The 20,606-nt window shown below is 69.2% G+C and carries 20 protein-coding genes; 11 read left to right on the top strand and 9 right to left on the bottom strand.

Going from position 1 to position 20,606, the window contains the following annotated elements; translation table 11 throughout:
• Nucleotides 1-12 precede the first annotated feature (12 nt).
• From addB to VKQ35_RS06285, 6 genes are read right to left on the bottom strand one after another with little or no spacing between them, the layout of a single operon-like run.
• Nucleotides 13-2,982: a double-strand break repair protein AddB gene (gene addB, locus VKQ35_RS06310; RefSeq protein ID WP_324359671.1), complete on the bottom strand. Its 2,970-nt coding sequence runs from the start codon at nt 2,980-2,982 to the stop codon at nt 13-15.
• Entirely contained in the window at nt 2,979-3,707 is a 729-nt protein-coding gene (locus tag VKQ35_RS06305; protein WP_324359669.1) for a nucleotidyltransferase family protein, read from the bottom strand. The genes addB and VKQ35_RS06305 overlap by 4 nt, the downstream gene beginning before the upstream one ends.
• Nucleotides 3,704-4,795, bottom strand: coding sequence for an N-acetylmuramate/N-acetylglucosamine kinase AmgK (gene amgK, locus VKQ35_RS06300; protein WP_324359667.1), 1,092 nt, complete (start codon nt 4,793-4,795; stop codon nt 3,704-3,706). The genes VKQ35_RS06305 and amgK overlap by 4 nt, the downstream gene beginning before the upstream one ends.
• A complete protein-coding gene (gene tsaE / locus VKQ35_RS06295) occupies nt 4,785-5,291 on the bottom strand; it encodes a tRNA (adenosine(37)-N6)-threonylcarbamoyltransferase complex ATPase subunit type 1 TsaE (protein WP_414692314.1) in 507 nt (168 codons plus the stop codon). The genes amgK and tsaE overlap by 11 nt, the downstream gene beginning before the upstream one ends.
• The gene (locus VKQ35_RS06290; RefSeq protein WP_324359663.1) at nt 5,245-6,117 is read right to left on the bottom strand and encodes a GNAT family N-acetyltransferase; all 873 of its coding nucleotides are present in this window, start codon (nt 6,115-6,117) and stop codon (nt 5,245-5,247) included. The genes tsaE and VKQ35_RS06290 overlap by 47 nt, the downstream gene beginning before the upstream one ends.
• A 50-nt stretch (nt 6,118-6,167) precedes the next feature.
• Nucleotides 6,168-6,338 carry a hypothetical protein gene (locus VKQ35_RS06285; protein ID WP_324359661.1) on the bottom strand — a complete coding sequence of 57 codons (171 nt, stop codon included), beginning with the start codon at nt 6,336-6,338 and terminating at the stop codon, nt 6,168-6,170.
• 103 nt (nt 6,339-6,441) lie between these two features.
• Between VKQ35_RS06285 and VKQ35_RS06280 the strand changes: the two genes are divergently transcribed.
• Nucleotides 6,442-7,938 (top strand): CoA-acylating methylmalonate-semialdehyde dehydrogenase, encoded by a 1,497-nt coding sequence (locus VKQ35_RS06280; protein ID WP_324359659.1) that lies wholly within the window; start codon nt 6,442-6,444, stop codon nt 7,936-7,938.
• On the opposite strand, the gene VKQ35_RS06275 is transcribed toward VKQ35_RS06280, so the two are convergent.
• Entirely contained in the window at nt 7,939-8,238 is a 300-nt protein-coding gene (locus VKQ35_RS06275; RefSeq protein WP_324359657.1) for a hypothetical protein, read from the bottom strand.
• A 105-nt stretch (nt 8,239-8,343) separates the two neighbouring features.
• On the opposite strand from VKQ35_RS06275, the gene zapE reads away from it, so the two are divergent.
• Both zapE and VKQ35_RS06265 read left to right on the top strand, forming a co-directional pair.
• Nucleotides 8,344-9,462 (top strand): cell division protein ZapE, encoded by a 1,119-nt coding sequence (zapE, locus tag VKQ35_RS06270; RefSeq protein ID WP_324359654.1) that lies wholly within the window; start codon nt 8,344-8,346, stop codon nt 9,460-9,462.
• A 102-nt stretch (nt 9,463-9,564) separates the two neighbouring features.
• Nucleotides 9,565-10,341 (top strand): hypothetical protein, encoded by a 777-nt coding sequence (locus VKQ35_RS06265; RefSeq protein WP_324359652.1) that lies wholly within the window; start codon nt 9,565-9,567, stop codon nt 10,339-10,341.
• Here the strand turns inward: VKQ35_RS06265 and VKQ35_RS06260 are convergent.
• On the bottom strand, nt 10,338-11,219 hold the full coding sequence (locus VKQ35_RS06260) for a LysR substrate-binding domain-containing protein (RefSeq protein WP_324359650.1): 882 nt from the start codon (nt 11,217-11,219) through the stop codon (nt 10,338-10,340). The two genes, VKQ35_RS06265 and VKQ35_RS06260, sit on opposite strands and share 4 nt — an antisense overlap.
• A 230-nt stretch (nt 11,220-11,449) precedes the next feature.
• On the opposite strand from VKQ35_RS06260, the gene sdhC reads away from it, so the two are divergent.
• The 8 genes from sdhC to VKQ35_RS06220 all read left to right on the top strand — a co-directional run bounded on the left by sdhC (nt 11,450) and on the right by VKQ35_RS06220 (nt 20,052).
• Nucleotides 11,450-11,881 (top strand): succinate dehydrogenase, cytochrome b556 subunit, encoded by a 432-nt coding sequence (gene sdhC, locus VKQ35_RS06255; RefSeq protein WP_324359648.1) that lies wholly within the window; start codon nt 11,450-11,452, stop codon nt 11,879-11,881.
• Nucleotides 11,881-12,279 carry a succinate dehydrogenase, hydrophobic membrane anchor protein gene (sdhD, locus tag VKQ35_RS06250; protein WP_324359646.1) on the top strand — a complete coding sequence of 133 codons (399 nt, stop codon included), beginning with the start codon at nt 11,881-11,883 and terminating at the stop codon, nt 12,277-12,279. Before sdhC ends, sdhD begins: the two co-directional genes overlap by 1 nt.
• Before the next feature lie 7 nt (nt 12,280-12,286).
• On the top strand, nt 12,287-14,074 hold the full coding sequence (sdhA, locus tag VKQ35_RS06245; protein WP_324359644.1) for a succinate dehydrogenase flavoprotein subunit: 1,788 nt from the start codon (nt 12,287-12,289) through the stop codon (nt 14,072-14,074).
• A gap of 8 nt (nt 14,075-14,082) precedes the next feature.
• Nucleotides 14,083-14,760 (top strand): class I SAM-dependent methyltransferase, encoded by a 678-nt coding sequence (locus VKQ35_RS06240; protein WP_324359641.1) that lies wholly within the window; start codon nt 14,083-14,085, stop codon nt 14,758-14,760.
• Nucleotides 14,747-15,502 (top strand): class I SAM-dependent methyltransferase, encoded by a 756-nt coding sequence (locus VKQ35_RS06235; protein ID WP_324359639.1) that lies wholly within the window; start codon nt 14,747-14,749, stop codon nt 15,500-15,502. Before VKQ35_RS06240 ends, VKQ35_RS06235 begins: the two co-directional genes overlap by 14 nt.
• 11 nt (nt 15,503-15,513) lie before the next feature.
• Nucleotides 15,514-16,296: a succinate dehydrogenase iron-sulfur subunit gene (locus VKQ35_RS06230; RefSeq protein WP_324359637.1), complete on the top strand. Its 783-nt coding sequence runs from the start codon at nt 15,514-15,516 to the stop codon at nt 16,294-16,296.
• A 61-nt stretch (nt 16,297-16,357) separates the two neighbouring features.
• A complete protein-coding gene (locus VKQ35_RS06225) occupies nt 16,358-18,196 on the top strand; it encodes a DUF885 domain-containing protein (RefSeq protein WP_324359635.1) in 1,839 nt (612 codons plus the stop codon).
• A 26-nt stretch (nt 18,197-18,222) separates the two neighbouring features.
• Entirely contained in the window at nt 18,223-20,052 is a 1,830-nt protein-coding gene (locus VKQ35_RS06220; RefSeq protein ID WP_324359633.1) for a DUF885 domain-containing protein, read from the top strand.
• A 78-nt stretch (nt 20,053-20,130) separates the two neighbouring features.
• Here VKQ35_RS06220 and VKQ35_RS06215 read toward each other — a convergent pair whose 3' ends face one another.
• Nucleotides 20,131-20,532, bottom strand: a complete 402-nt coding sequence (locus VKQ35_RS06215) for an endonuclease domain-containing protein (protein WP_324359631.1) — start codon at nt 20,530-20,532, stop codon at nt 20,131-20,133.
• Between the last annotated feature and the right edge of the window lie 74 nt (nt 20,533-20,606).

Below are 20,606 nucleotides of genomic sequence, written 5' to 3'. Positions count from 1 at the left end.
GGGGAAGGAGGGTCATTCGTCGCCCTCCTCGCCGCTCGTCGACCATTCGAACACGCGGGCCAGATGGTCGTAGTCACTGGCGTACTGGTGGACGAACTGTGGGGCGGTGCGCGAAACGAACGGCTGCTCGGGGTCCCAATAGCGGGCGATCAGGGTTTTCAGGCCCTCCAGGGCCTGTTCGGCGGCCGCGTGGCTCTCGTCGCCGGCGGTGGCGCGGACCTCTTCCTTGCCGGCGGGCTTGCGGCCGGTGATCTCGAGATAGGTGAGCTCGCCGGGCCTCAGCGGGCCTAGGTCGGCGAAGCCGCCATGCGCCAGGATCGCCGCGCTCAGCGTCAGCTGCGGCGAGAAGCCCGTGTCGACCACCTTCTGCGATGGCGCCTTGCCGGTTTTGTAGTCGAGGATGTGGCCGAAGCCTTCGGGATCGACCTCGATGCGGTCCGCCTTGGCGGAGAGCCTGAAGGGCCGGCCCTCGATCTGGACCACAAGGTCGCCGGTCTTCTCCACGTGGATGCCGCGCCCGTCGCCCCGGCGCCGCGTCTCCAACTCGGCGACCCAGGCGGCGGCTTCGCGGGCCAGCGCCGCCTCGCGGGCCAGCGCCTCGTGCGGCATCCCGGCCCGTTCCAGCTCCTCAAGGTAGAAGCCCTCGAAGATCCGCGCGGCGTCCGGCGGGATCTCGCCGGGGTGATCCAGGGCAAAGCGTTCGAAGGCCGCGTGGATCGCGACGCCGCGGGCGCGCGCATCCACCGGCTCGTCGGGGCGGTCCAGGGCCCTGAGCTTGAGGATATCCCGCGCCCAGACCGAATAGGGGTCGCGGGTCAGGCTCTCGACGCGGGTCACGAACAGGGCCGTCGGCCGGTCGCCGGCCGGCGGGACCGGCGCCGGGCGCTTGGCGGGCGCATAGTCGGCCGGCGCGTCGAGTCCGCGGGCCCAATCCAGCGCCTCCGGCCGGCCGGGGATCGCGACGCCGGCGCCCTTGGCGAGCGTCTCCAGCCGCCAGAGCCAACGCGACTTCACCGAGGGCGCGCCGTCGCGGCGCTCGGAATGCAGCAGGATCACCTCAGGCGCGCACGCCGCCTGGGCGAAGTCGTGGGCGGCCAGGCCCACGCGCCGCTCCGGCGGCGGCAGGCCCAGGGTCTCGCGCATGGGGCGCGACAGGAACGGATCCAGCGGCGCGCCGCGCGGCCAGACGCCTTCTTCCAGGCCGGCCACGATCAGCCGATCGGCGCGCACCAGGCGGGCCTCGATGGCGCCCAGGATGCGCAGGCGTGGATGGGTGGCGCCGCCGCTGCGAATGGTCTCGCCCTCCATCAGCCGCTCCAGCAGATCGGCAAAACCTCGGGGGCTCGCTGGGGGCAGGCCGCGGCCCTCGGTGATCAGGCCGGCCAATAGTCGGCTCATGGCCTCGCCGCCGTGGCCGCTCCAAAGGCCGCCCGTATCGCCGTCATGGTCGGCGGCCAGCGCCTCCATCGCCGTGGCGACCGCCCGGGCGAACTCCGCGGGCGCGGCCGCCTCGCGGGGCAGTTCTGAGAGAATGGCCTCTAGTCTTGCGGCCAGGGCGGCGGCGTCCGGCTGCTCGGTCAGCTTCGTGTTCAGCCCGCGCCAGCTCCAAGGCCGCGCGCCCCGCAGGCCATGGCGCTCCAGGGCTTCCGGATCGCCCAGCCGGACATAGGGGTGCTTGAGGACGCCCAGCAGGGTGATCGGGTTCAGCGGATCGACCGCTGCGCGCGCGACCAGGCCGGCCAGCGCGCCGCAGGGACAGCCGGCCAGGGTCTCGCCGGCCGAGTTGTCGGGAACCACGCCCCAGCGGGCCAGTTTGGCGGCGACGCGGCGGGCCAGCGCCTGGTCGGGCGCCACCAGGGCCGCGGTGCGGTCCGGCGTCGCCAGGGCCTCGCGCAGCAGCAGGGCGGCCACCGTCGCGGCCTCCTCGTCCGAGCGCGCGCTGACCAGGGAAAGCCCCTCCAGGCCAAACCCCACACCGTTGACGACCGCGCCGTCCTCCTCGGTATTGAGGCCTTCGATGATCCGCAGCCAGTCGGCGGTCCGCTCGGGCGGCCGCAGCGCCTCGTTGATCACCCGCTGTCGCCAGCGGCCGCGCGCCGAGGCGCCTTTGGAAGCGGGCCAGGTCTCCACCTGGTCACGACCGGCGCCAGCCTTGTCCAACAGGCGCTTCATAGCGCCTTGCGGGTGCTGCTCGCCAACCTCGGCCCAGGCCTCGTCCGACAGCGCCTCGTCCAGGCCGGGGAGCACCACACAGCCCTGCGGCGCCTCGGCGATCACTTTCAGCAGAGCCGCGGTCGCCGGCGCCGTTCCAGTGGAGCCCGCAGCCACCAGCACGCCGCGCGGGGGATGATCGGTCCAAGCCTGGGCCAGGCGCCGCAGCAGCCGCACGCGCCGCTCGCTGACATCGATGACGCCCAGCGCCGCCAGCCGCTTGGGCCATTCGGTGAGGGCCATCTCCAGGAACCGGCGCGAGACCCGCCAGTGGTCGGCGAGGTCGGCCTCGACGAGGCCGACCAGCTTTTCGAACGGCTCCAGTTCCTCGATCTGCCGACTGTCGAGGAAGCCGCCCAGCGCGTCGGCCATCTCCAGCGCCGAGGCCGCGGTCAAGTCGCGGCCTTCGAGCAGGTCCCAATGGTCGGCCACCAGGCGGGTGAGTTCGAACCTTCGCCTCAAGGGCTCGATCGCGGCGGGCAGGTCGAGCGCCAGATCTCCCGGCTCGAACGGCGGCTCGCCTTCGTCGAGGTCGCCCAGCGGCCGCATCTGCGGCGGCAGCACGGCGCGGCCTTCCGCGGCGGTCACGAAGGCGTCGGCGAGCGCGCGGGCGCCGCGGCGCGTGGGCGTCAGCACGATGGCTTGCGAGAGCGCCTCGGGGCCGAGCGGGCCCAGCGCCTCGTGCAGGCCCCGCGCCAGATCCTGCGCGAACGGCCGGTAGGCTGGGATCGTGTACCAGCGCGGACCGGCTCGTTCGAAGAAGCTGGTCACCCCGATCGGGCTCCAAGGCGCGTTTCGGCCGCCTCGCGTGCGGCGGGATCGCCGACGTGCATCCAGTAGGCGTCCATCACCGTCCCATACAGTCGGCCCTCGCCCTGCAGCCGATGCCAGGTGGGATAGATCGAAAAGGCCCCGGCGCGCGGCTGATCGTCGAGGATCTGGGGCTTGAGGATGCCGAAACCGACGTTGGCGAATGGCGTCACCACATCAGGCGAGATGGAGTGGGTCAGGCGGCCTTCGGCGTCCATCAGGAAGCCCTGCGGCCCCTCGAAGCCAGTTCCATTGCCGCGCGCCACGAGCAACAGCAGGAGGTCCATGCGCGCCGGGTCCCAGGCGGCCTTCAGCGCCTCCAGCACCGGCGTCGCGCCATCGATCCACAGGGAGTCGATGTTGGCCACGAAGATCGGGTCATCGCCCAGGAGCGCCCGCGCATGCTGGATGCCGCCGCCGGAATCCAGCAGCCCGGCGCGCTCGTCGGAGATCAGGATCTCCAGGTCGGTGCGGCCTTTCAGATGCGCCTCCACCTGGTCGGCGAAGTGGTGGACGTTGACCACCGCGCGAGTGACGCCGGCCGCCGCCAGCTTGTCCAGCACCCGGTCGAGCAGGCTTCGGCCGGCTACCGGGATCAGCGCCTTGGGCGCCGCGTCGGTCAGCGGCCGCATGCGGGTGCCAAGGCCCGCGGCCAGCACCATGGCGGTCCTGATTTTGCCGCTCACGCCCGCGCCTCAGCGGGAACGAAGACGTCGAACCAGCGCTTCAGGCCGGCCAGCGCCGGGTCGGTGAGGTTGCGTTCGAGGTAGCGCCAGGTGCGCGGCATGAAGGCCTTGTACTGCGCCCGGCCGAGCAGCGCCTGGCGCGCGAACACCCGGCCGAGAATCCGCGCGGCGTTGGAGCTGGCGAGCGCCCGGTACTCGGCGCGGAAGGCGTCGGGGTCGAGCCGGGGCCGGGCGTCCAGATAGCGCGCCAGCATGGCGGCCTCGAGTTCAGGCGACACGTCGCGCCGCGCGTCCTGCAACAGGTGCGTCAGGTCCCAGGCCGGGTGGGCGCGCAGGGCGTCCTGGAAGTCCAGCAGGCCAACGCGGGCCGCGCCCTTGCGCTCAGGCAGCCAGAGGAGGTTCTGGGCGTGGTAGTCGCGATGGCAGAAGACCGTGGCGCCCGCCTCGCCGCGCACCCAGACCGGCGCCCAGAGCGCGTCCCACTCGGCGACGGCGTCGCGGCTGAAGGCCGGGATGCCCGCGAACTGCGGCCACCATTCCAGGAAGGTGTCGGTGGCGACCTTCAGGGCGAGCGTGTCGTAGGTCAGCAGCGGCCAGGTGAGGCCCTGCGCCTGCAGCAGGTCCGGCGGGCGTTGATCGTGCAACTGGACCTGCACGTCCACGGCGGCTTCGTAGAGCGGGCCCTCCGGCTCGCCCTGCGCGATCAGGGTGGCGAACAGGCCGTCGCCCAGGTCCTCCAGCACGGCGAGGCCGGCCTCGACATCGAAGGCCACGATCCGCGGCGCCGAGAGGCCGTGGTCGCGCAGGTAGTCGGCGGTGGTGACGAAGGCGGCGATCGAGCCGGCCGCCAGCCGCGCGGCGGCATTGTAGCCCAGCGCCATGCGCTCAGCGTCGCTCGCCAGGGGCGGACAGATCGGCGTTTCCAGCACCGGCGGCTGGTCCATCAGGATCAGCGGCGCTCCGCCCGCCGGATAGAGCCGGGCATAGGAGCGCGTCGAGGCGTCGCCGGCCAGCGGCTCGCGCCGCGCCTGCGCCAGGCCGTGCTCGCCGAGGAACCGCGCCTTCGCCGCCTCCCGCTCAGGGTTCAACCGGTCTTCCTTCCCACGCGCCATAGGATGTCAGCCGCGCGCGGCGGCCGGACCCCTCCAGCGAAATCTCTACATCGAGTCGATCCGGCGGAAGCCGCCCATCCAGCCGTTCGCCGAGGCGTTCTGGCCACTCGATCACCGCCGCCCCGTCCTCCAGGGCTTCGTCGAGCCCGATCTCATAGGCTTCGTCCGGATCGGTCAGCCGGTAGAGGTCGAAATGGGCGATCTTCAGGCCCCGGCCTTCGTAGAACTGCACCAGGGTGAAGGTCGGCGAGGGCACGTCCTCTTCGGGGCCGGTCAGTTCGCGGATCAGGGCGCGCGCCAGGGTCGACTTGCCGGCCCCCAGCGGACCCGACAGGCACACCGCCTCTCCGGCCTTGAGCGCGCGCGCGATCGCCGCGCCGAGCCGCGCGGTCGCCGCCTCATCAGCCAGGATCACGGCGCCAGGATCATGCGAAGGGCCGATCCGGGTCGGAAGGCAGAACGCGTTCCACATAGGCCTTCAGCTGCAGGATGGCGTCGGCCGCCTCGTCGTCGAGAGCCTGCGACGGGATCGCCGCGCCGATGGTCAGCGCATAGGCGCGGCCCTGCTTGTTCAGGAACTCATGGAAGAGCGTCATGTCCCGCAGTTCGTTGGAGAACCGGTTGAAGAAGTGGAACAGGCCCGACCAGGGCCCGCTCACGTGGATCGGCACGACCGGGGTCTCGTATTTGCGCGCCAGCGAGGCCGCAGAGGGCTGCCAGGGCGGGTCGCTGAGCAGGCCGTCCGGCTGGCGGCGCGCCAGGCGACCGGCCGGGAAGATCACCAGCAGGCGCTCGGCCTCCATAGCCTCTCGAGTCAAGATCAGGGTCTCGCGGGTCCGCTCGCGCGTGCGCTTGGCCTCGACCCATTCCACGGGGATCAGCACGTCGGAAAAGCGGGGCGAAACGCGGTGCGCGTCGGAGTTGGCGTAGAAGCAGAGGTCAGGGCGGATCGGCTTCAAGGCGTCATAGACCGCGATGCCGTCGGCGATGCCGGTGGGATGGTTGCAGACCACGATCGCGCGCCCGGTTCGCGGAATGTGCGCCAGGCCCCGGGCGGTGACCTGAAGCTGCAGCAGTTGCGAGATGTGGTCGAGCGCCGCGCCGCCGGGCAGGCCCTGGATCGCGTCGGCCATCCTGACGGCCTTGCGGTAGTCCAGCAGGCGATAGAGCAGGGGCCGCACCATCGGCCAGATGGGCGAGGCGGCCAGCTTCGGCGCCCGCTCGGCGATCAGCACATCGATGATGTGATCCCGCGGCCGCGCGGGGCTCAGCGTGTGGGCGGGCGAGGCGACCGTCATGACGCGAGGATGCGCTGGGCCGGGTGGCCTCGGCAAGCCGCGGTTGGACCCTAGGCGAGGAGGTCGATGATCAGACCGATGCCCGATGGAGGCTTGGCCCTGGGTTGCGAGCCCGGGTCCGCGGCCTCCGCCGACGCATCGCGCCCCTTCACCGCGCCGACCTGCGGCACAGGCTGGATCGGCGTGTAGACGACCGGAACGGGGATGGATGACAGCTGCAACGCGGTCTCTGGCCTGTTGAACGCGCCGCCAGACTAGGGTCCGGACCTTAAAGGATCATGAGCCGGGTTTGCGTCGGCGCGCCGAAGGGCTAAATGCCTCGCCATGCGAAACATCACCCACTTCATCGACGGCGTGTCCGTCGCCGGAACCAGCGGCCATTTCGGCGACATCTTCAATCCCAACACCGGCGAGGTGCAGGCCAAGGTGGCGCTGGCCAGCCTGAATGAGGTCGACACCGCCGTGCAATCGGCGGTCCGGGCGCAGCAGCACTGGGCGCTGGTCAATCCGCAGCGCCGCGCGCGGGTGATGTTCGACTTCAAGCGTCTCGTCGAAGCCAACATGAACGAGCTGGCCGAAATGCTCTCCTCCGAGCACGGCAAGGTGATCGCCGACTCCAAGGGCGACATCCAGCGGGGCCTGGAGGTCATCGAGTTCGCCTGCGGCATCCCCCACGCGCTGAAGGGTGAATACACCGAAGGCGCCGGCCCGGGCATCGACGTCTATTCCATGCGCCAGCCGCTGGGCGTCTGCGCGGGCATCACGCCCTTCAACTTCCCGGCGATGATCCCGATGTGGATGTTCGGCATCTCCATCGCGGTGGGCAACACCTTCATCCTGAAGCCCTCGGAGAAGGACCCCTCGGTCCCCGTGCGCCTGGGCGAACTGATGATGGAGGCCGGCGCGCCCAAGGGCGTGCTGAACGTGGTGCACGGCGACAAGACTGCCGTCGACGCCATCCTCGACCATCCGGACATCAAGGCGGTCAGCTTCGTCGGTTCGTCGGACATCGCCCACTACGTCTATTCGCGCGGCACCCAGGCCGGTAAGCGCGTCCAGGCCATGGGCGGCGCCAAGAACCACGGCATCGTCATGCCCGACGCCGACCTCGACCAGGCGGTGAAGGACATCTCCGGCGCCGCCTTCGGCTCGGCCGGCGAGCGCTGCATGGCGCTGCCGGTGGTCGTGCCGGTGGGCGCCAAGACGGCGGAAGCCTTCCGCGAGAAGATGCTGGCCGAGATCGAGACCCTGAAGGTGGGGATCTCCACCGACGCGGCGGCCCAGTACGGCCCGGTGGTGACCGCCGCACACCGCCGCAAGATCTCCGACTACATCCAGCTGGGCGTCGAGGAAGGCGCCGAACTGGTGGTCGACGGCCGCGGCTTCTCCCTGCAGGGCTACGACAAGGGCTTCTTCATCGGCCCCTCGATGTTCGACCACGTGAAGACCCCGATGCGCACCTATCAGGAGGAGATCTTCGGTCCCGTCCTGCAGATGGTCCGCGCTGAGAGCTTCGAGGAAGCGGTCGCGCTGCCGTCCAAGCACCAGTACGGCAACGGCGTCGCGATCTTCACCCGCAACGGCCGCGCGGCGCGCGAGTTCGCCAGCCGCGTCAACGTCGGCATGGTCGGCATCAATGTGCCGATCCCGGTGCCGGTGGCCTACCACTCCTTCGGCGGCTGGAAGCGCTCGGCTTTCGGCGACACCAACCAGCACGGGATGGAGGGTGTGCGCTTCTACACCAAGGTGAAGACCATCACCGCCCGCTGGCCGGAAGGCGCCACCGAAGACTCGGCCTTCATCATCCCGACGATGCAGTGATCAGCGCCGGCTGATCTGGTCCTTGGTGGCGGCGCGGGTCTTGCGGCCGGGTCCGCTCAGCTCATCGGTCTTGCGGCCGCGGGTGGCGTGGTTGGCGGAGTAGGCGGCGCCTTCGTCGGCGGGCTGGCCCCACTCCTCCCGCGGATCGGCTTGCTCGATCAGCGCCGGATCGACCTTCGGCTCGCGCTGGGCGTCGAGCTCCCGCTGGCCCACGCCCAGCCCCTGCTCGAGTTCGCGGGTCACCTCAGCCGGGGTGGGATCGAAGCTGCGGGTCTCGTCGGTCCCGGTCTTGTTCGCCATGGGGAGGTCTCCTTGCTGAGTGGGCTCTTTCCAACCCCTGGGGCCCCCGCCTGTTCCTTGGGCCTGTTCCTTGCGCATCGCGAGCGTCGCCGTTAGGCCGGGGCCATGGCCTCCGCGCTGCAAGCCGCCTACGACGCCCGCCTGGCCAAGGGCGAAATCCGGCCGGACCCGGCGCAGGCCGAGGGCCTGCGCGCCCTGCTGCGCCTGGAGGCCGACCTGGCGACCGTGGCGCGCGGCGGCTTGAAGGGCATGTTCCGCAAGCCGGAGAGCCAGCGCGGGGTCTATCTCTGGGGTCCCGTCGGGCGCGGCAAGTCGATGCTCATGGACCTGTTCTTTGAGACGGTCCGGTTCGGGAACAAGCGCCGCACCCACTTCCACGTCTTCATGGGCGAGATCCACCGGCTGATCGGCGAGTGGCGGGCCGGCGATCAGGCCGCGCGCAAGGCCCGCTTCGGCCAGCACAAGGGCGACGACCCGATCGTCCCGGTGGCCGATCTGGTGGCCGAGGGCGCGCGCCTCCTCTGTTTCGACGAGTTTCAGGTCACCGACATCGCCGACGCGATGATCCTGGGGCGGCTGTTCGAAGCTTTGTTCGCGCGTGGCGTGACGCTGGTGGCGACCTCCAACCGCCATCCGGACACGCTCTACAAGGATGGTATCAACCGCCAGCTGTTCCTGCCGTTCATCGCCCTGCTGAAACGCCGGATGGAGGTGGTGACGGTGGCCGGCGGCCACGACTATCGCCTCGACCGGCTGCGGGCGGCCGGCACCTGGTTCTCGCCGGACGATCCGGACAATCAGCGCAGCTTCGACGCGCTGTGGCGCGACATGCTGGGCGGCGAGGACGAGGTGGGCGCCACCCTGGAGGTGCTCGGCCGCAAGATCATGCTGCCGCACGCCTTCGGCGGTCAGGTGCGGGCGAGTTTCGCGAGCCTCTGCTCGGTGGCGCTCGGCCCCAACGACTATGTGGCGCTGGCCGCTGAGTTCCACACCGTGTTCCTGGAGGCCGTGCCGAAGCTGACCCCCGCGCGCCGCGAGGAGGCCCGCCGCTTCGTCATCCTGATTGACGCCCTCTACGAGGCCCACACGCGCCTGATCGTGCTGGCGCAGGCCCAGCCCGCCCAGCTGTACCCGGCCGGCGACGGCGCCTTCGAGTTCGAGCGCACCGCCTCGCGGCTCGAGGAGATGCGCTCCGCCGACTGGCTCACCGAGGACGCCGATTGATCTTTGCCGGGCGTTCCTGTCAAAAATGTTCAGTGGCCAAGCTCGGCCGCGGCCCCTAGCGTCGCGCCTTCGCTTGGGGGAAGCGGCAAGGGCGGTGGGGCAATGACGGCGTCCAGCTTAGGTCAATCGTCCCGCCGCCTGGCGCGCCCGCCTTTCGCGCCCAGCCATCCCTGGGATCGCAACTTTTTCCTGCTCTACGTGGGCCTGGCCTGGCTCGGCATCCTTTCGGGGTTCGTGCCGGAGATCGTCCACCACGTGTCGGCCCACGAGAAGGCGTTCCCGCTGATCGTGCATTTCCACGCCGTGGTCTTCATGGGCTGGCTCGCGCTGTTCAGCGTCCAGGTGCTGCTGATCCGCACCAGGCGCCCGGCGCTCCACCGGAAGCTGGGCTTCCTCATGCTGGGTCTGGCGGCGATCATGATGGTGCTGGGCCCAGCGACGGCGCTGATCGCCGACCACGGCAAGATCGGCACGCCGGAGGACGACCCCGGGTTCCTGGCGATCCAGTTCACCGACATTCTCGCCTTCGTCGGCCTGCTGAGTGCGGCGGTCGTGTTCCGTCACACGCCGCCGGTCCATAAGCGGTTGGTGCTGATGGCGACGGTCTACATCATCGACGCCGGGTTCGCGCGCTGGCTTGGAGGCGCGTTCCACAGTCTGCTGGGCGATGCGCCCTATTCCGCCTGGGCCTCGGCCTATGGCGGGACGACGTTGCTGTTCCTCGGCATCGGCCTCTACGACCTGATCACGCGCCGCCGTCTGCACCCCGCCTACCTCGCGGGCCTCGTCTGGGTCGTGGCGATGGAAATCACGGCGCTCGCGCTTTACGTCACGCCGGCCTGGAAGACCTTGGCCGCAAGCTGGATCGCCGCGGCCTAGGCCTGAAGGCTCTCCACCAGCGCCTTGGCGTAAGGGCGCAGTTCGGCGCCGGCGCGGACCACGATGGTCAGCTCGCGGATCGCCCAGTCGTCGGCCAGATCGGTGACCGCCAGCGCCATGGTCTTCACCGCCCGAGCCGCGGTGGTGGCCGGCACGACGCCGACGCCCACGCCGCATTCCACCAGCCGGCAGACCGCGTCGAAGCTGCGCAGCTGGACGCGCAGCCGCAGCGGCTTGCCCTCGCGCGCCGCCTTGCCGACCAGGAACCGCTGCAGGGAGCTCGAACGCTCCAGCCCCACCTGGTCGTAGTCCAGCGCTTGCGCGAAGCCGACGGGCCCGCGCCCAGACAGTGGGTGACCCTTCGCGGTCACCACCACGAAGCGGTCGGAGCGGAATGGGTAGGTGGTCAGCGCGCCGACATCGACGGTGCCGGCGACGATGCCGACGTCGGCGGCGCCTTCAGCGACCAGGCCGACGATCTCGTCGGAGAGCCGCTCCTCCAGGTCGACGCTGACCTGCGGGTGGTCGGCGAGGAAGGCTGACAAGGCCTCGGGCAGGAATTCGGTGAGCGCGTTGGTGTTGGCGAGCAGGCGCACCTCGCCCGAAAAACCGCCGGCAAACGCGCTGAGGTCCTCTTTCAGCCGCGCGCTCTGCGCCAGCATCGCTCGGGCGTGCTTCAACAGCGTGCGGCCGGCCTCGGTGGGCGTGACCCCCTGCCGCGAACGGATCAGCAGCGGCGCGCCCAGGGCGTCTTCCATGCCGCGGATGCGCGTGGAGGCGGCCGCGAGCGCCAGCGCGCTCCTTTCCGCGCCGGCGGTGATCGAGCCCGCGTCGGCCACGTCGCAGAACAGTCGCAAGTCCGTGAGATCGAAGCGCATCCTTCGCCTTTCGCGAAGGAAGACTACAGGAATTGCGCATTGTGTCAGCTTAGATGCTCAGGCGATGCTTCGTCTCTGGCGAATTCAATTCGAGCGGGAAGCGCCGCCATGCCCATCTTGCTGATGGAACCGACGAATCCGCCGCGATTCTGCGTCGCGGGCTTCGTTGACACCCCCTGCGCGGCGCTTAAGACTTTCGGCTTGGGACAGGGGACGGACGGGGCAGACGCATGACGGAAGCTTCCAGCACGCCGCGCGAGCGGCCGGTTTCGCCACATCTCGTCACAGGCGGCCTAGGCTCGCCGCTCCTCTGGCGCTGGCACATCACCATGTGGACCTCGATCCTGCATCGGGCGACCGGCGTGGCGCTCTATGTGGGCGGTCTGATCGTGGCGGCCTGGGCGATCTCCCTTGCGGAGGGCCCCGACGCCTACGCCGCCTTCAAGGGCCTGCTGGGCTCGATCCCCGGCAAGGTCGTGATGCTCGGCCTGACCGCCAGCGTCTTCTTCCACCTGGCGAGCGGCGTGCGCCACCTGATCTGGGACTCGGGCCGCGCCTTCGACGTCAAGTCGGCCAACGCCGGCTCGGTGGTGATCTTCGCCTTCGCCGTGGCCGCGACGCTCGCGGTCTGGGGCATCGCCAGCATGACGGGAGCGCTCTGATGGTCAGCTATCGCACGCCGCTCGGCCAGGCGCGCGGCCTGGGCTCGGCCAAGCATGGCGCCAGCCACTGGGTCGCCGAAAAGGTCAGCGCCATCGCGCTCGTCCCGCTGGTGATCTGGATGGTCTACGCCGTCCTGCAGCTCGCCGCCGGCGACTATGGTTTCGCGGTCCACTGGATCCAGAGCCCGCTGAACGCCACCCTGGTGGTGCTGACCCTGGCGATCAGCTTCTGGCACATGCATGCCGGCCTGCGGGTCGTGGTCGAGGACTACATCCACAAGACGCTCACCAAGTCGGCGCTGCTGCTCATCAACCTCTTCGTCTGCGGCCTCGCGGGCGCGCTGGCGATCTTCTCGATCCTCAAGGTCGCGCTCGGCGCCGGCGTTCTGGGAGCCTGAGATCACCATGGCGACCTACAATTTCATCGATCACAAGTACGACGTCGTCGTGGTGGGCGCGGGCGGCTCTGGCCTCCGGGCGGCGCTCGGCTGCGCCGCGGCGGGCCTGAAGACCGCCTGCATCTCCAAGGTCTTCCCGACGCGCTCGCACACGGTTGCGGCGCAGGGCGGCATCTCGGCCAGCCTTGGCAACATGGGCGAGGATGACTGGCGCTGGCACATGTACGACACCGTCAAGGGGTCGGACTGGCTGGGCGACCAGGACGCCATCGAATACCTGGTCAGGAATGCCCCGGCCGCGGTCTATGAGCTGGAGCACTGGGGCGTGCCGTTCTCGCGGACCGAGGAGGGCAAGATCTACCAGCGGGCCTTCGGCGGCATGACCCGCAACTTCGGCGAGGCGCCGATCCAGCGGACTTGCGCGGCGGCCGACCGCACCGGCCACGCCATGCTGCACACCATGTACGGCCAGGCCTTGGCCAAGAAGACCGAGTTCTTCATCGAGTTCTTCGCGCTCGATCTGATCATGGACGAGGGCGTCTGCCGTGGCGTCACCGCCTGGAAACTCGACGACGGCACCCTGCACCGCTTCCAGGCGCAGCAGGTGATCCTGGCGACCGGCGGCTATGGCCGAGCCTATTTCTCCTGCACCAGCGCCCACACCTGCACGGGCGATGGCGGCGGCATGGCGCTGCGCGCAGGCCTGCCCCTGCAGGACATGGAGTTCGTGCAGTTCCACCCCACCGGCATCTATGGCTCCGGCTGCCTGATCACGGAAGGCGCGCGTGGCGAGGGCGGCTATCTGACCAATTCCGAGGGCGAGCGGTTCATGGAGCGCTATGCGCCCACCGTGAAAGACCTGGCGCCCCGCGACATGGTCAGCCGCGCCATGACCATCGAGATCCGCGAAGGCCGCGGCGTCGGTCCGAAGAAGGACCACATCAACCTGCACCTGGACCACCTGGACCCCAAGGTGCTGCACGAGCGGCTGCCGGGGATTTCGGAGAGCGCCCGCATCTTCGCCGGCGTCGACGTCACCAAGGAGCCGATCCCGGTGCTGCCGACCGTGCACTACAACATGGGCGGCGTGCCGACGAACTTCTACTCCGAGGTGGTGACCAAGGCCGGCCGGAACGCCGAGAGCGTGGTGCCGGGCCTGATGGCGGTGGGCGAGGCGGCCTGCGTCAGCGTGCACGGCGCCAATCGCCTGGGCTCCAACTCGCTGATCGACCTGGTGGTGTTCGGCCGCTCGGCGGCGCTGCGCTGCGCCGACACCATCAAGGCCGGCGCGACCCAGGTCGAGCTGAAGCCGGCCATGACCGACGGCCACCTGGCGCGCTTCGACCGCTTCCGCAACGCGTCGGGCAAGACCTCGACCGCGGCGCTGCGGCTCGAGATGCAGCGGGCCATGCAGGAGGACGCCGCGGTCTTCCGGGAAGGCAAGAGCCTGACCTCCGGCGTCAAGCGGCTCGAGGCGGTGCAGAAGAAGCGCAAGGACCTCTCGGTCGCCGACAGAGGCATGATCTGGAACACCGACCTGATGGAGACCCTTGAGCTCGACAATCTGGTGGGCCAGGCGGTCGTCACGGTGGTCGGTGCGGCGAACCGCCAGGAGAGCCGCGGCGCCCACGCCCGCGAGGACTTCGCCAGCCGCGACGACAAGATCTGGATGAAGCACACGCTCACCTGGTTCGACGACGCCACGGGCAAGGTGAAAATCGACTACCGGCCGGTGCACGACTTCACCATGACCAACGACATTGCTCCGATCCCGCCCAAGGCGCGGGTCTACTGAGGTCCGACGTGGACGGGTCCCTACCTTCCGCCGAGGCGATCCACTGGTTCCATTCCCACGCCTTCGCGGATGGGGAGACGACCCAGGGCGATAAGCCGGCCGAGACGCTGCGCAAGGAGGCCGAGGTGGTCTTCCGCCACCCCGTGGCCGGCAAGCGCGTGCTCGATATCGGGGCCTGGGACGGCTTCTTCTCGTTCGAGGCGGAGCGCCGCGGCGCGGCCCGGGTGCTGGCCACCGACCACTTCTGCTGGTCGGGCGCGGGCTGGGGCACCAAGGCCGGGTTCGACTACGCCCACGCCAAGCTCGGGTCGCGGGTCGAAACGCTGGACATCGACGTGCCGCAGATCTCCCGCGAGACGGTGGGGACCTTCGACGTCGTGCTGTTCCTGGGCGTGCTCTACCACGTCAAGGACCCGTTCAGCTGCCTGGAGCGGGTCGCCTCGGTGACCGGCGAAATGATGGTGCTGGAGACCGAAACGGCCCTCGACGTCCTGCCGTGGCCGGTGATGCGCTACTACGAAGGCGCCGAGCTCAACAACGACCCCACCAATTTCTGGGCCCCCAACCAGCGCGCGCTCAAGGCCATGCTGCGGGACATCGGCTTCCGCCGCTTCGAGATCGTCACCCACCCCCTGCTGAAGCCCAACTGGAAGCGAACCCGCGTGGTGATGCATGCCTGGCGCTGACAGCAGGACCCTGGTGCGCGACACCGACGCCGACTGGCGCGAGCTGGGCCAGAAGAACCCCTATTGGGCGGTGCTGAGTCACCCCGACTTCCTGGCCGAGAACATCACCCCCGAGCGCGTCGAGATGTTCTACGCCTCGGGCGAGCCCTACATCGACGAGGTGGTGTCCGGGCTGGAAAAGACCACGGGCGCCAGGCCGTCGGGCCGTGCGCTCGACTTCGGCTGCGGTGTCGGGCGGCTCGCGGAAGCCATGACCCGCTACGCCGACCAGGTGACCGGCGTCGACATCTCGCCCGGCATGCTGGCGATCGCCCGCGCGCGCGGCGGTGCGGTGACCTACGCCGACACGATTCCCACCGGTCCGTTCGATTGGATCAACAGCTTCATCGTCTTCCAGCACATCCCGCCGGAACGGGGCGAGCAGATCATCGAGGAGCTGCTGAGCAAGCTCGCGATGGGCGGCATGGTCAGCCTGCAGATCACCGCCTGGCGCGACAAGAACCGCGAATGGCCGAAGGACGACGAGACGGTCACCGGCTTCTTCCGCAAGAAGATCAAGGGTGACCGGCTGCTGAGCCTGCCGGTCGGTCACATCCACATGTACGACTACGACCTGTCGCGGATCGTGCGCCTGCTGAACCTGGCCGGCGTCGAGGAGATGCGGCTCGTCCACACCAACCACGACGGCCACCACGGGGCCATCATCCTGGGGCGCAAGACCGCGCCCGCCGCCGATTCCTAGGGACCAACGCCATGGTTGAACTTGTCCTGCCGAAGAACTCCCGGGTCACCAAAGGCCACCACCATCCGGCCGCCGAGGGCGCCAAGAAGACCAAGACCTTCAAGGTCTACCGCTACGATCCCGAGGGGACCGAGAACCCTCGCTGGGACACCTACGACGTCGACGTCGAGGCCTGCGGCCCGATGGTCCTGGACGCGCTGATCTACATCAAGAACGAGATGGACCCGACGCTGTCCTTCCGCCGCTCCTGCCGCGAGGGCGTCTGCGGGTCCTGCGCCATGAACATCGGGGGCCGGAACACGCTGGCCTGCACGCATGGCTGGTCCGAAGTGCCCGGAAAAGAGGTGCAGATCAGCCCCTTGCCGCACATGCCGGTGATGAAGGACCTGGTGCCGGACCTGACGCAGTTCTACGCCCAGTACGCGTCGATCGAGCCCTGGCTGCACACCGAGACGCCGGAGCCGGTGAAGGAGTGGCTGCAGTCGCCGGAGGACCGCGAGAAGCTGGACGGGCTCTACGAGTGCATCCTGTGCGCCTGCTGCACGACCTCCTGCCCCAGCTACTGGTGGAACCAGGACAAGTACCTGGGCCCAGCGACGCTGCTGCAATCCTATCGCTGGCTGATCGACAGCCGCGACGAGGCGACCGGGGAGCGGCTGGACGCGCTGGAGGACCCCTTCAAGCTCTACCGCTGCCACACGATCATGAACTGCGCCCAGGTCTGCCCCAAGGGGCTCAATCCCGCCAAGGCGATCGCCGAAGTGAAGAAGATGCTGGTGGAACGCGTCGTCTGACATCGGACGGAAATACAGACGCCGGAGAAGGGCGGAGACTGGCTAATCGGGGAACGGGTCTTTGCGCAAAATCACGGGTTTGGGTCTCGCTGCGGCGCTGATGTTGACGGCGGCGCCCGCGATGGGCGTGCTGGCGGTTCCGGCGGCGGCGCACGCGCAAAGCGAGGCTGAAGCCGCCCGCTTCACGGCCTTCATCGACAACGAGTTCGAGCAGGAGCTGAAGCTTAGGCCTCAGCGGGCCACCGCACTTGGCCGCAAGCAGGACAACGACAAGTGGGACGACATCAGCGACGCCGGCCAGCTGAAGGTGCTGGAGTGGCGGCGCGGCAGCGTGGCCCGCATGAAGGCCCAGTTCGACCGCGCCAAGCTGCCGCCGGAAACCCGCGCCAGCTACGACATGTGGGCGATGGAGCTCGACCGGGCGGAAGCGACCTACAAGTACCGCCGCTACCAGCCGCCGTTCTATTCCTTCCTCTATTCGATCCACTCCGAGCTGCCGAACTTCCTGATCAACACCCAGGCGGTCAACGATGCGGCCGACATGGCCGGCTACAACGCCCGCCTGAGGAGCCTGGGCGCGGTGCTCGACGTCGGCATCGCCGAGAGCCGGCAATCGACGGCGGCGGGCGTCAACGCGCCGAAGTTCGAGATCGAGCGGGTGATCGAGGGCTCAAAGGTGATGATCGCCGGCCAGCCGTTCACCGCGTCCGGGGCGGACTCGCCCCTGTGGGCCGACGCCAAGGCCAAGGTCGGCAAGCTGAAGGCCGCCGGCAAGGTCAGCGACGCGCAGGCCGATGCGCTCCTGGCCGACGCCAAGGCCGGCGTGCTCGGCGTCAAGGCGCCCTACGAGCGGGTGATCGCGTGGGCTGAGGGCGAGCTTCCCAAGGCGCCGTCCGGCAAGACCGGCGCCGTCTCGCTGCCGGGCGGCCTGGAGTGGTACGCCGCGGCGCTCAAGCTCAACACCACCACCGACCTCACCCCCGAACAGGTCCACCAGCTGGGCCTGAAAGAGGTCGTGCGCATCCAGGCCGAGCAGGACGCCCTGGCCCGCAAGGCCGGCTTCAAGGACCGCCAGGCCTTCTACGACGACCGCGCCAAGAAATTCCCGCCGACGCCCTGGACCGACGCCATCCGCGCCGACTACCTGCGCCAGTACAACGCCGCGATCGCCCGCAACCGCAGCCTGCTGCCGTCGGTGTTCAACAACCTGCCGGTCTACAAGGCCGAGGTGGTCCGCGAGCCGGCGTTCAGCGAGGTGGCCGGCGGCGCCGCCCACGCGTCCGGCCCCAACGTCGATGGCACCCGGCCGGGCCGCGTCTATATCCACATGCTGGGCGTCACCGACGACCCGGCCAACATCACCGACCTGATGTGCCACGAGGGCATCCCGGGGCACGTGATGCAGGGCGATATCCAGGTCCGCCAGAAGGGCGTGCCCAAGTTCCGCAGCGCTTACCGCTATGTGGCCTATGGCGAGGGCTGGGCGCTCTACACCGAGTACCTCTGCAAGGAGATGGGCGCCTATCAGGACGTGGCGTCGGACTTCTTCCGCCTCGACGCCGAGCTGTTCCGCGCCGCGCGCCTGGTCACCGACACCGGCATCCACGCCAAGGGTTGGACCGAGGATCAGGCCGTCGACTACATGGTCAAGACCGGGCGGCGGCCGCCGCAGCAGGCGCGCTCGGAAGTCCGCCGCTACATCACCCTGCCGGGCCAGGCCACGGGCTACAAGATCGGCATGCTGAAGATCATGGAGCTGCGCCACAGGGCCGAGACGGCGCTGGGGCGCAAGTTCGATGTGAAGGCCTACGACGACCTGGTGGTCGGCGAAGGCTCGCTGCCGCTCGCCGTGCTGGAGCGCCAGGTCGACGAATGGATCGCCAGCCAGAAGGCCGGCTGACCTAACCCCTCGATGGATCGCGTATCATGAACCGTACTCTTACCGCCGCGCTCAGCCTGACCCTGATGACGGCGCCCGCCGCCGTGCTGGCCTTCGCCGGCCCGGCCGCCGCTCAGGCGTCCGCCGCCGCCCAGACCGCCGAGGGCGCGCGGTTCAACGCCTTCCTGGACGCGGAATACGCCCAGCAGCAGAAGTTCAGCCCACAGCAGGCGACCGCCCAGGGCAGCAAGGAGGATCAGGACAAGCTGAACGACCTCAGCGACGCCGCCGATCTCAAGCGCCTGGAATGGCGGCGCGGCAGCGTGGCCCGCATGAAGGCGCAGTTCCAGCGCGGCAAGCTGCCGCTGGAGGGCCGCATCAGCTACGACATGTGGCAGGATGAGCTGGACTCCGCCGAGCTCGCTTACAAGTTCCGCGCCTACCAGGAGGCCACCGGCGCCCACTCCGGCCTGCCGAACTTCCTGATCAGCTCACATCTGGTGGACGCGCCGGCCGACATGGTCGCCTACAACGCCCGCGTCACGGCGCTGGGCCACGCCATGGACCAGGCGCTGGACCGCGCCAAGGCCTCGGCGGCCGAAGGCATCCGCATGCCGCGCTTCCAGTACGAGCGCACCATCGCCGAGAGCAAGAAGCTGATCTCCGGCGCGCCCTTCGATGGTGGTCCGGACTCGCCGCTGTGGGCCGACGCCAAGACCAAGGTCGGCAAGCTGCAGGCCGCCGGCAAACTGAAACCTGGTGAGGCGGACGCCTTGCTCGACGGGACCAAGACCGCGCTGCTGACCGGCATGAAGCCCGGCTACGACCGGCTGATCGGCTGGCTGAACAGCGACATGGCCAACGCCAAGTCCGGCAAGGTCGGCGCGGTCACCCTGCCCAACGGCCTCGCCTGGTACGCCGCGGCCTTGAAGCTGCAGACCCGCACCGACCTCACCGCCGACCAGATCCACAAGCTGGGTCTCTCGGAGGTCGCCCGCATCCAGGGCGAGATGGACGCGCTCGCCAAGCAGGCCGGCTTCGCCGACCGCGAGGCCTTCTATCACGACATCAACGCCAAGGACCCGCCGCAGCCCTACAACGATGCGAACCGCGCCGAGATCCTGAAATATTCCAACGAGCTGATCGCCAACAACCGCACCCACCTGGGGGCGATGTTCAACGTCCTGCCGATCTACGGCATCGAGGTGATGCGCGAGCCGAGCTTCATCGAGGTGCCGGGCGGCGCGGCCAACACCAGCGGGGCCAGCCCCGGCGGCAAGCGGCCGGGCCGGGTCTATCTGCACATGCTGGGCAAGACCCCGCTGCGCGCCAGCCTGCCGGACCTGATGTGCCACGAGGGCATCCCCGGCCACGCCATGCAGGGCGATATCCGGGTGCGCCAGGTGGGCGTGCCGAAGTTCCGTCTCGCCGCCCGCAACGCCGCCTTCAACGAAGGCTGGGGGCTCTATTCCGAGCTGCTCTGCAAGGAGATGGGCGTCTATCCGGACTATGCGTCGGACTTCATGCGCCTGGATGGCGAGCTGTTCCGCGCCGTGCGCCTGGTCACCGACACCGGCATCCACGCCGATGGCTGGACCGAGGACCAGGCCGTCGACTACCTGAAGACCGTCGGCCACCGCAGCGACGACGTCGCCCGCTCCGAGACCCGCCGCTACATCACTGGCCCCGGTCAGGCCACCGCCTACAAGATCGGCATGATCCGCATCCTACAGCTGCGCGACCAGGCCCAGAAGGCGCTGGGCCCGAAGTTCGACATCAAGAGCTTCAACGACATGGTGATCGCGTCGGGATCGCTGACGCTCTCGGTGCTCGACATGCGGGTCAAGGAATGGATCGCCGAGCAGAAGGCGAAGTAATTCCTCTTCCCCGACGCGAAGCGCGAGGGGAGAGGGTAGGGTGAGGGGCGGCTCGGCCGTGCTGCCGCCACTCCGGCTTCAGCCAGGGCCCATCGTCGGATGCTCACCGCCACAGGCTTCGAGTATGGTCAGGCACACACCATCGCTGTTTGTGAGGACCGCCGAATTCCAGAAACGCAGCACGCGCAAGCCGTGCCGCTCGAGATAGGCCGTGCGCCGTTCGTCGTAGGCGATCTGATCCGCATGTTGTCCGCCATCAACCTCCACGACCAAGGCGGCCTCAGGACAGTAGAAATCGACGATATAGGGACCGGACGGAACCTGGCGTTTCCACCGCCAGCCACCCAGCCGGCGATCACGCAGAGCATTCCAGAGGCGCGCTTCCGCGGGGGTATCCTCGCGGCGCAGTCGTCGCGCGCGGTCTCGCTGCGTGGTGTCCCTGATGGTCCAGACCTTGGCCATGGCCGCATAGTGGATCATGGCTGGACCGCGCTGCAAGGGGTGGTTCGGAGCCGCCCCTCACCCTACCCTCTCCCCTCGCGCTTCGCGTCGGG

Source organism: Phenylobacterium sp., from assembly GCF_035309685.1.
Taxonomy (GTDB): Bacteria; Pseudomonadota; Alphaproteobacteria; order Caulobacterales; family Caulobacteraceae; genus Phenylobacterium.
The sequence above is the reverse complement of the archived record's forward strand: the minus strand, read 5'-3'. Positions and strand labels throughout refer to the sequence as shown.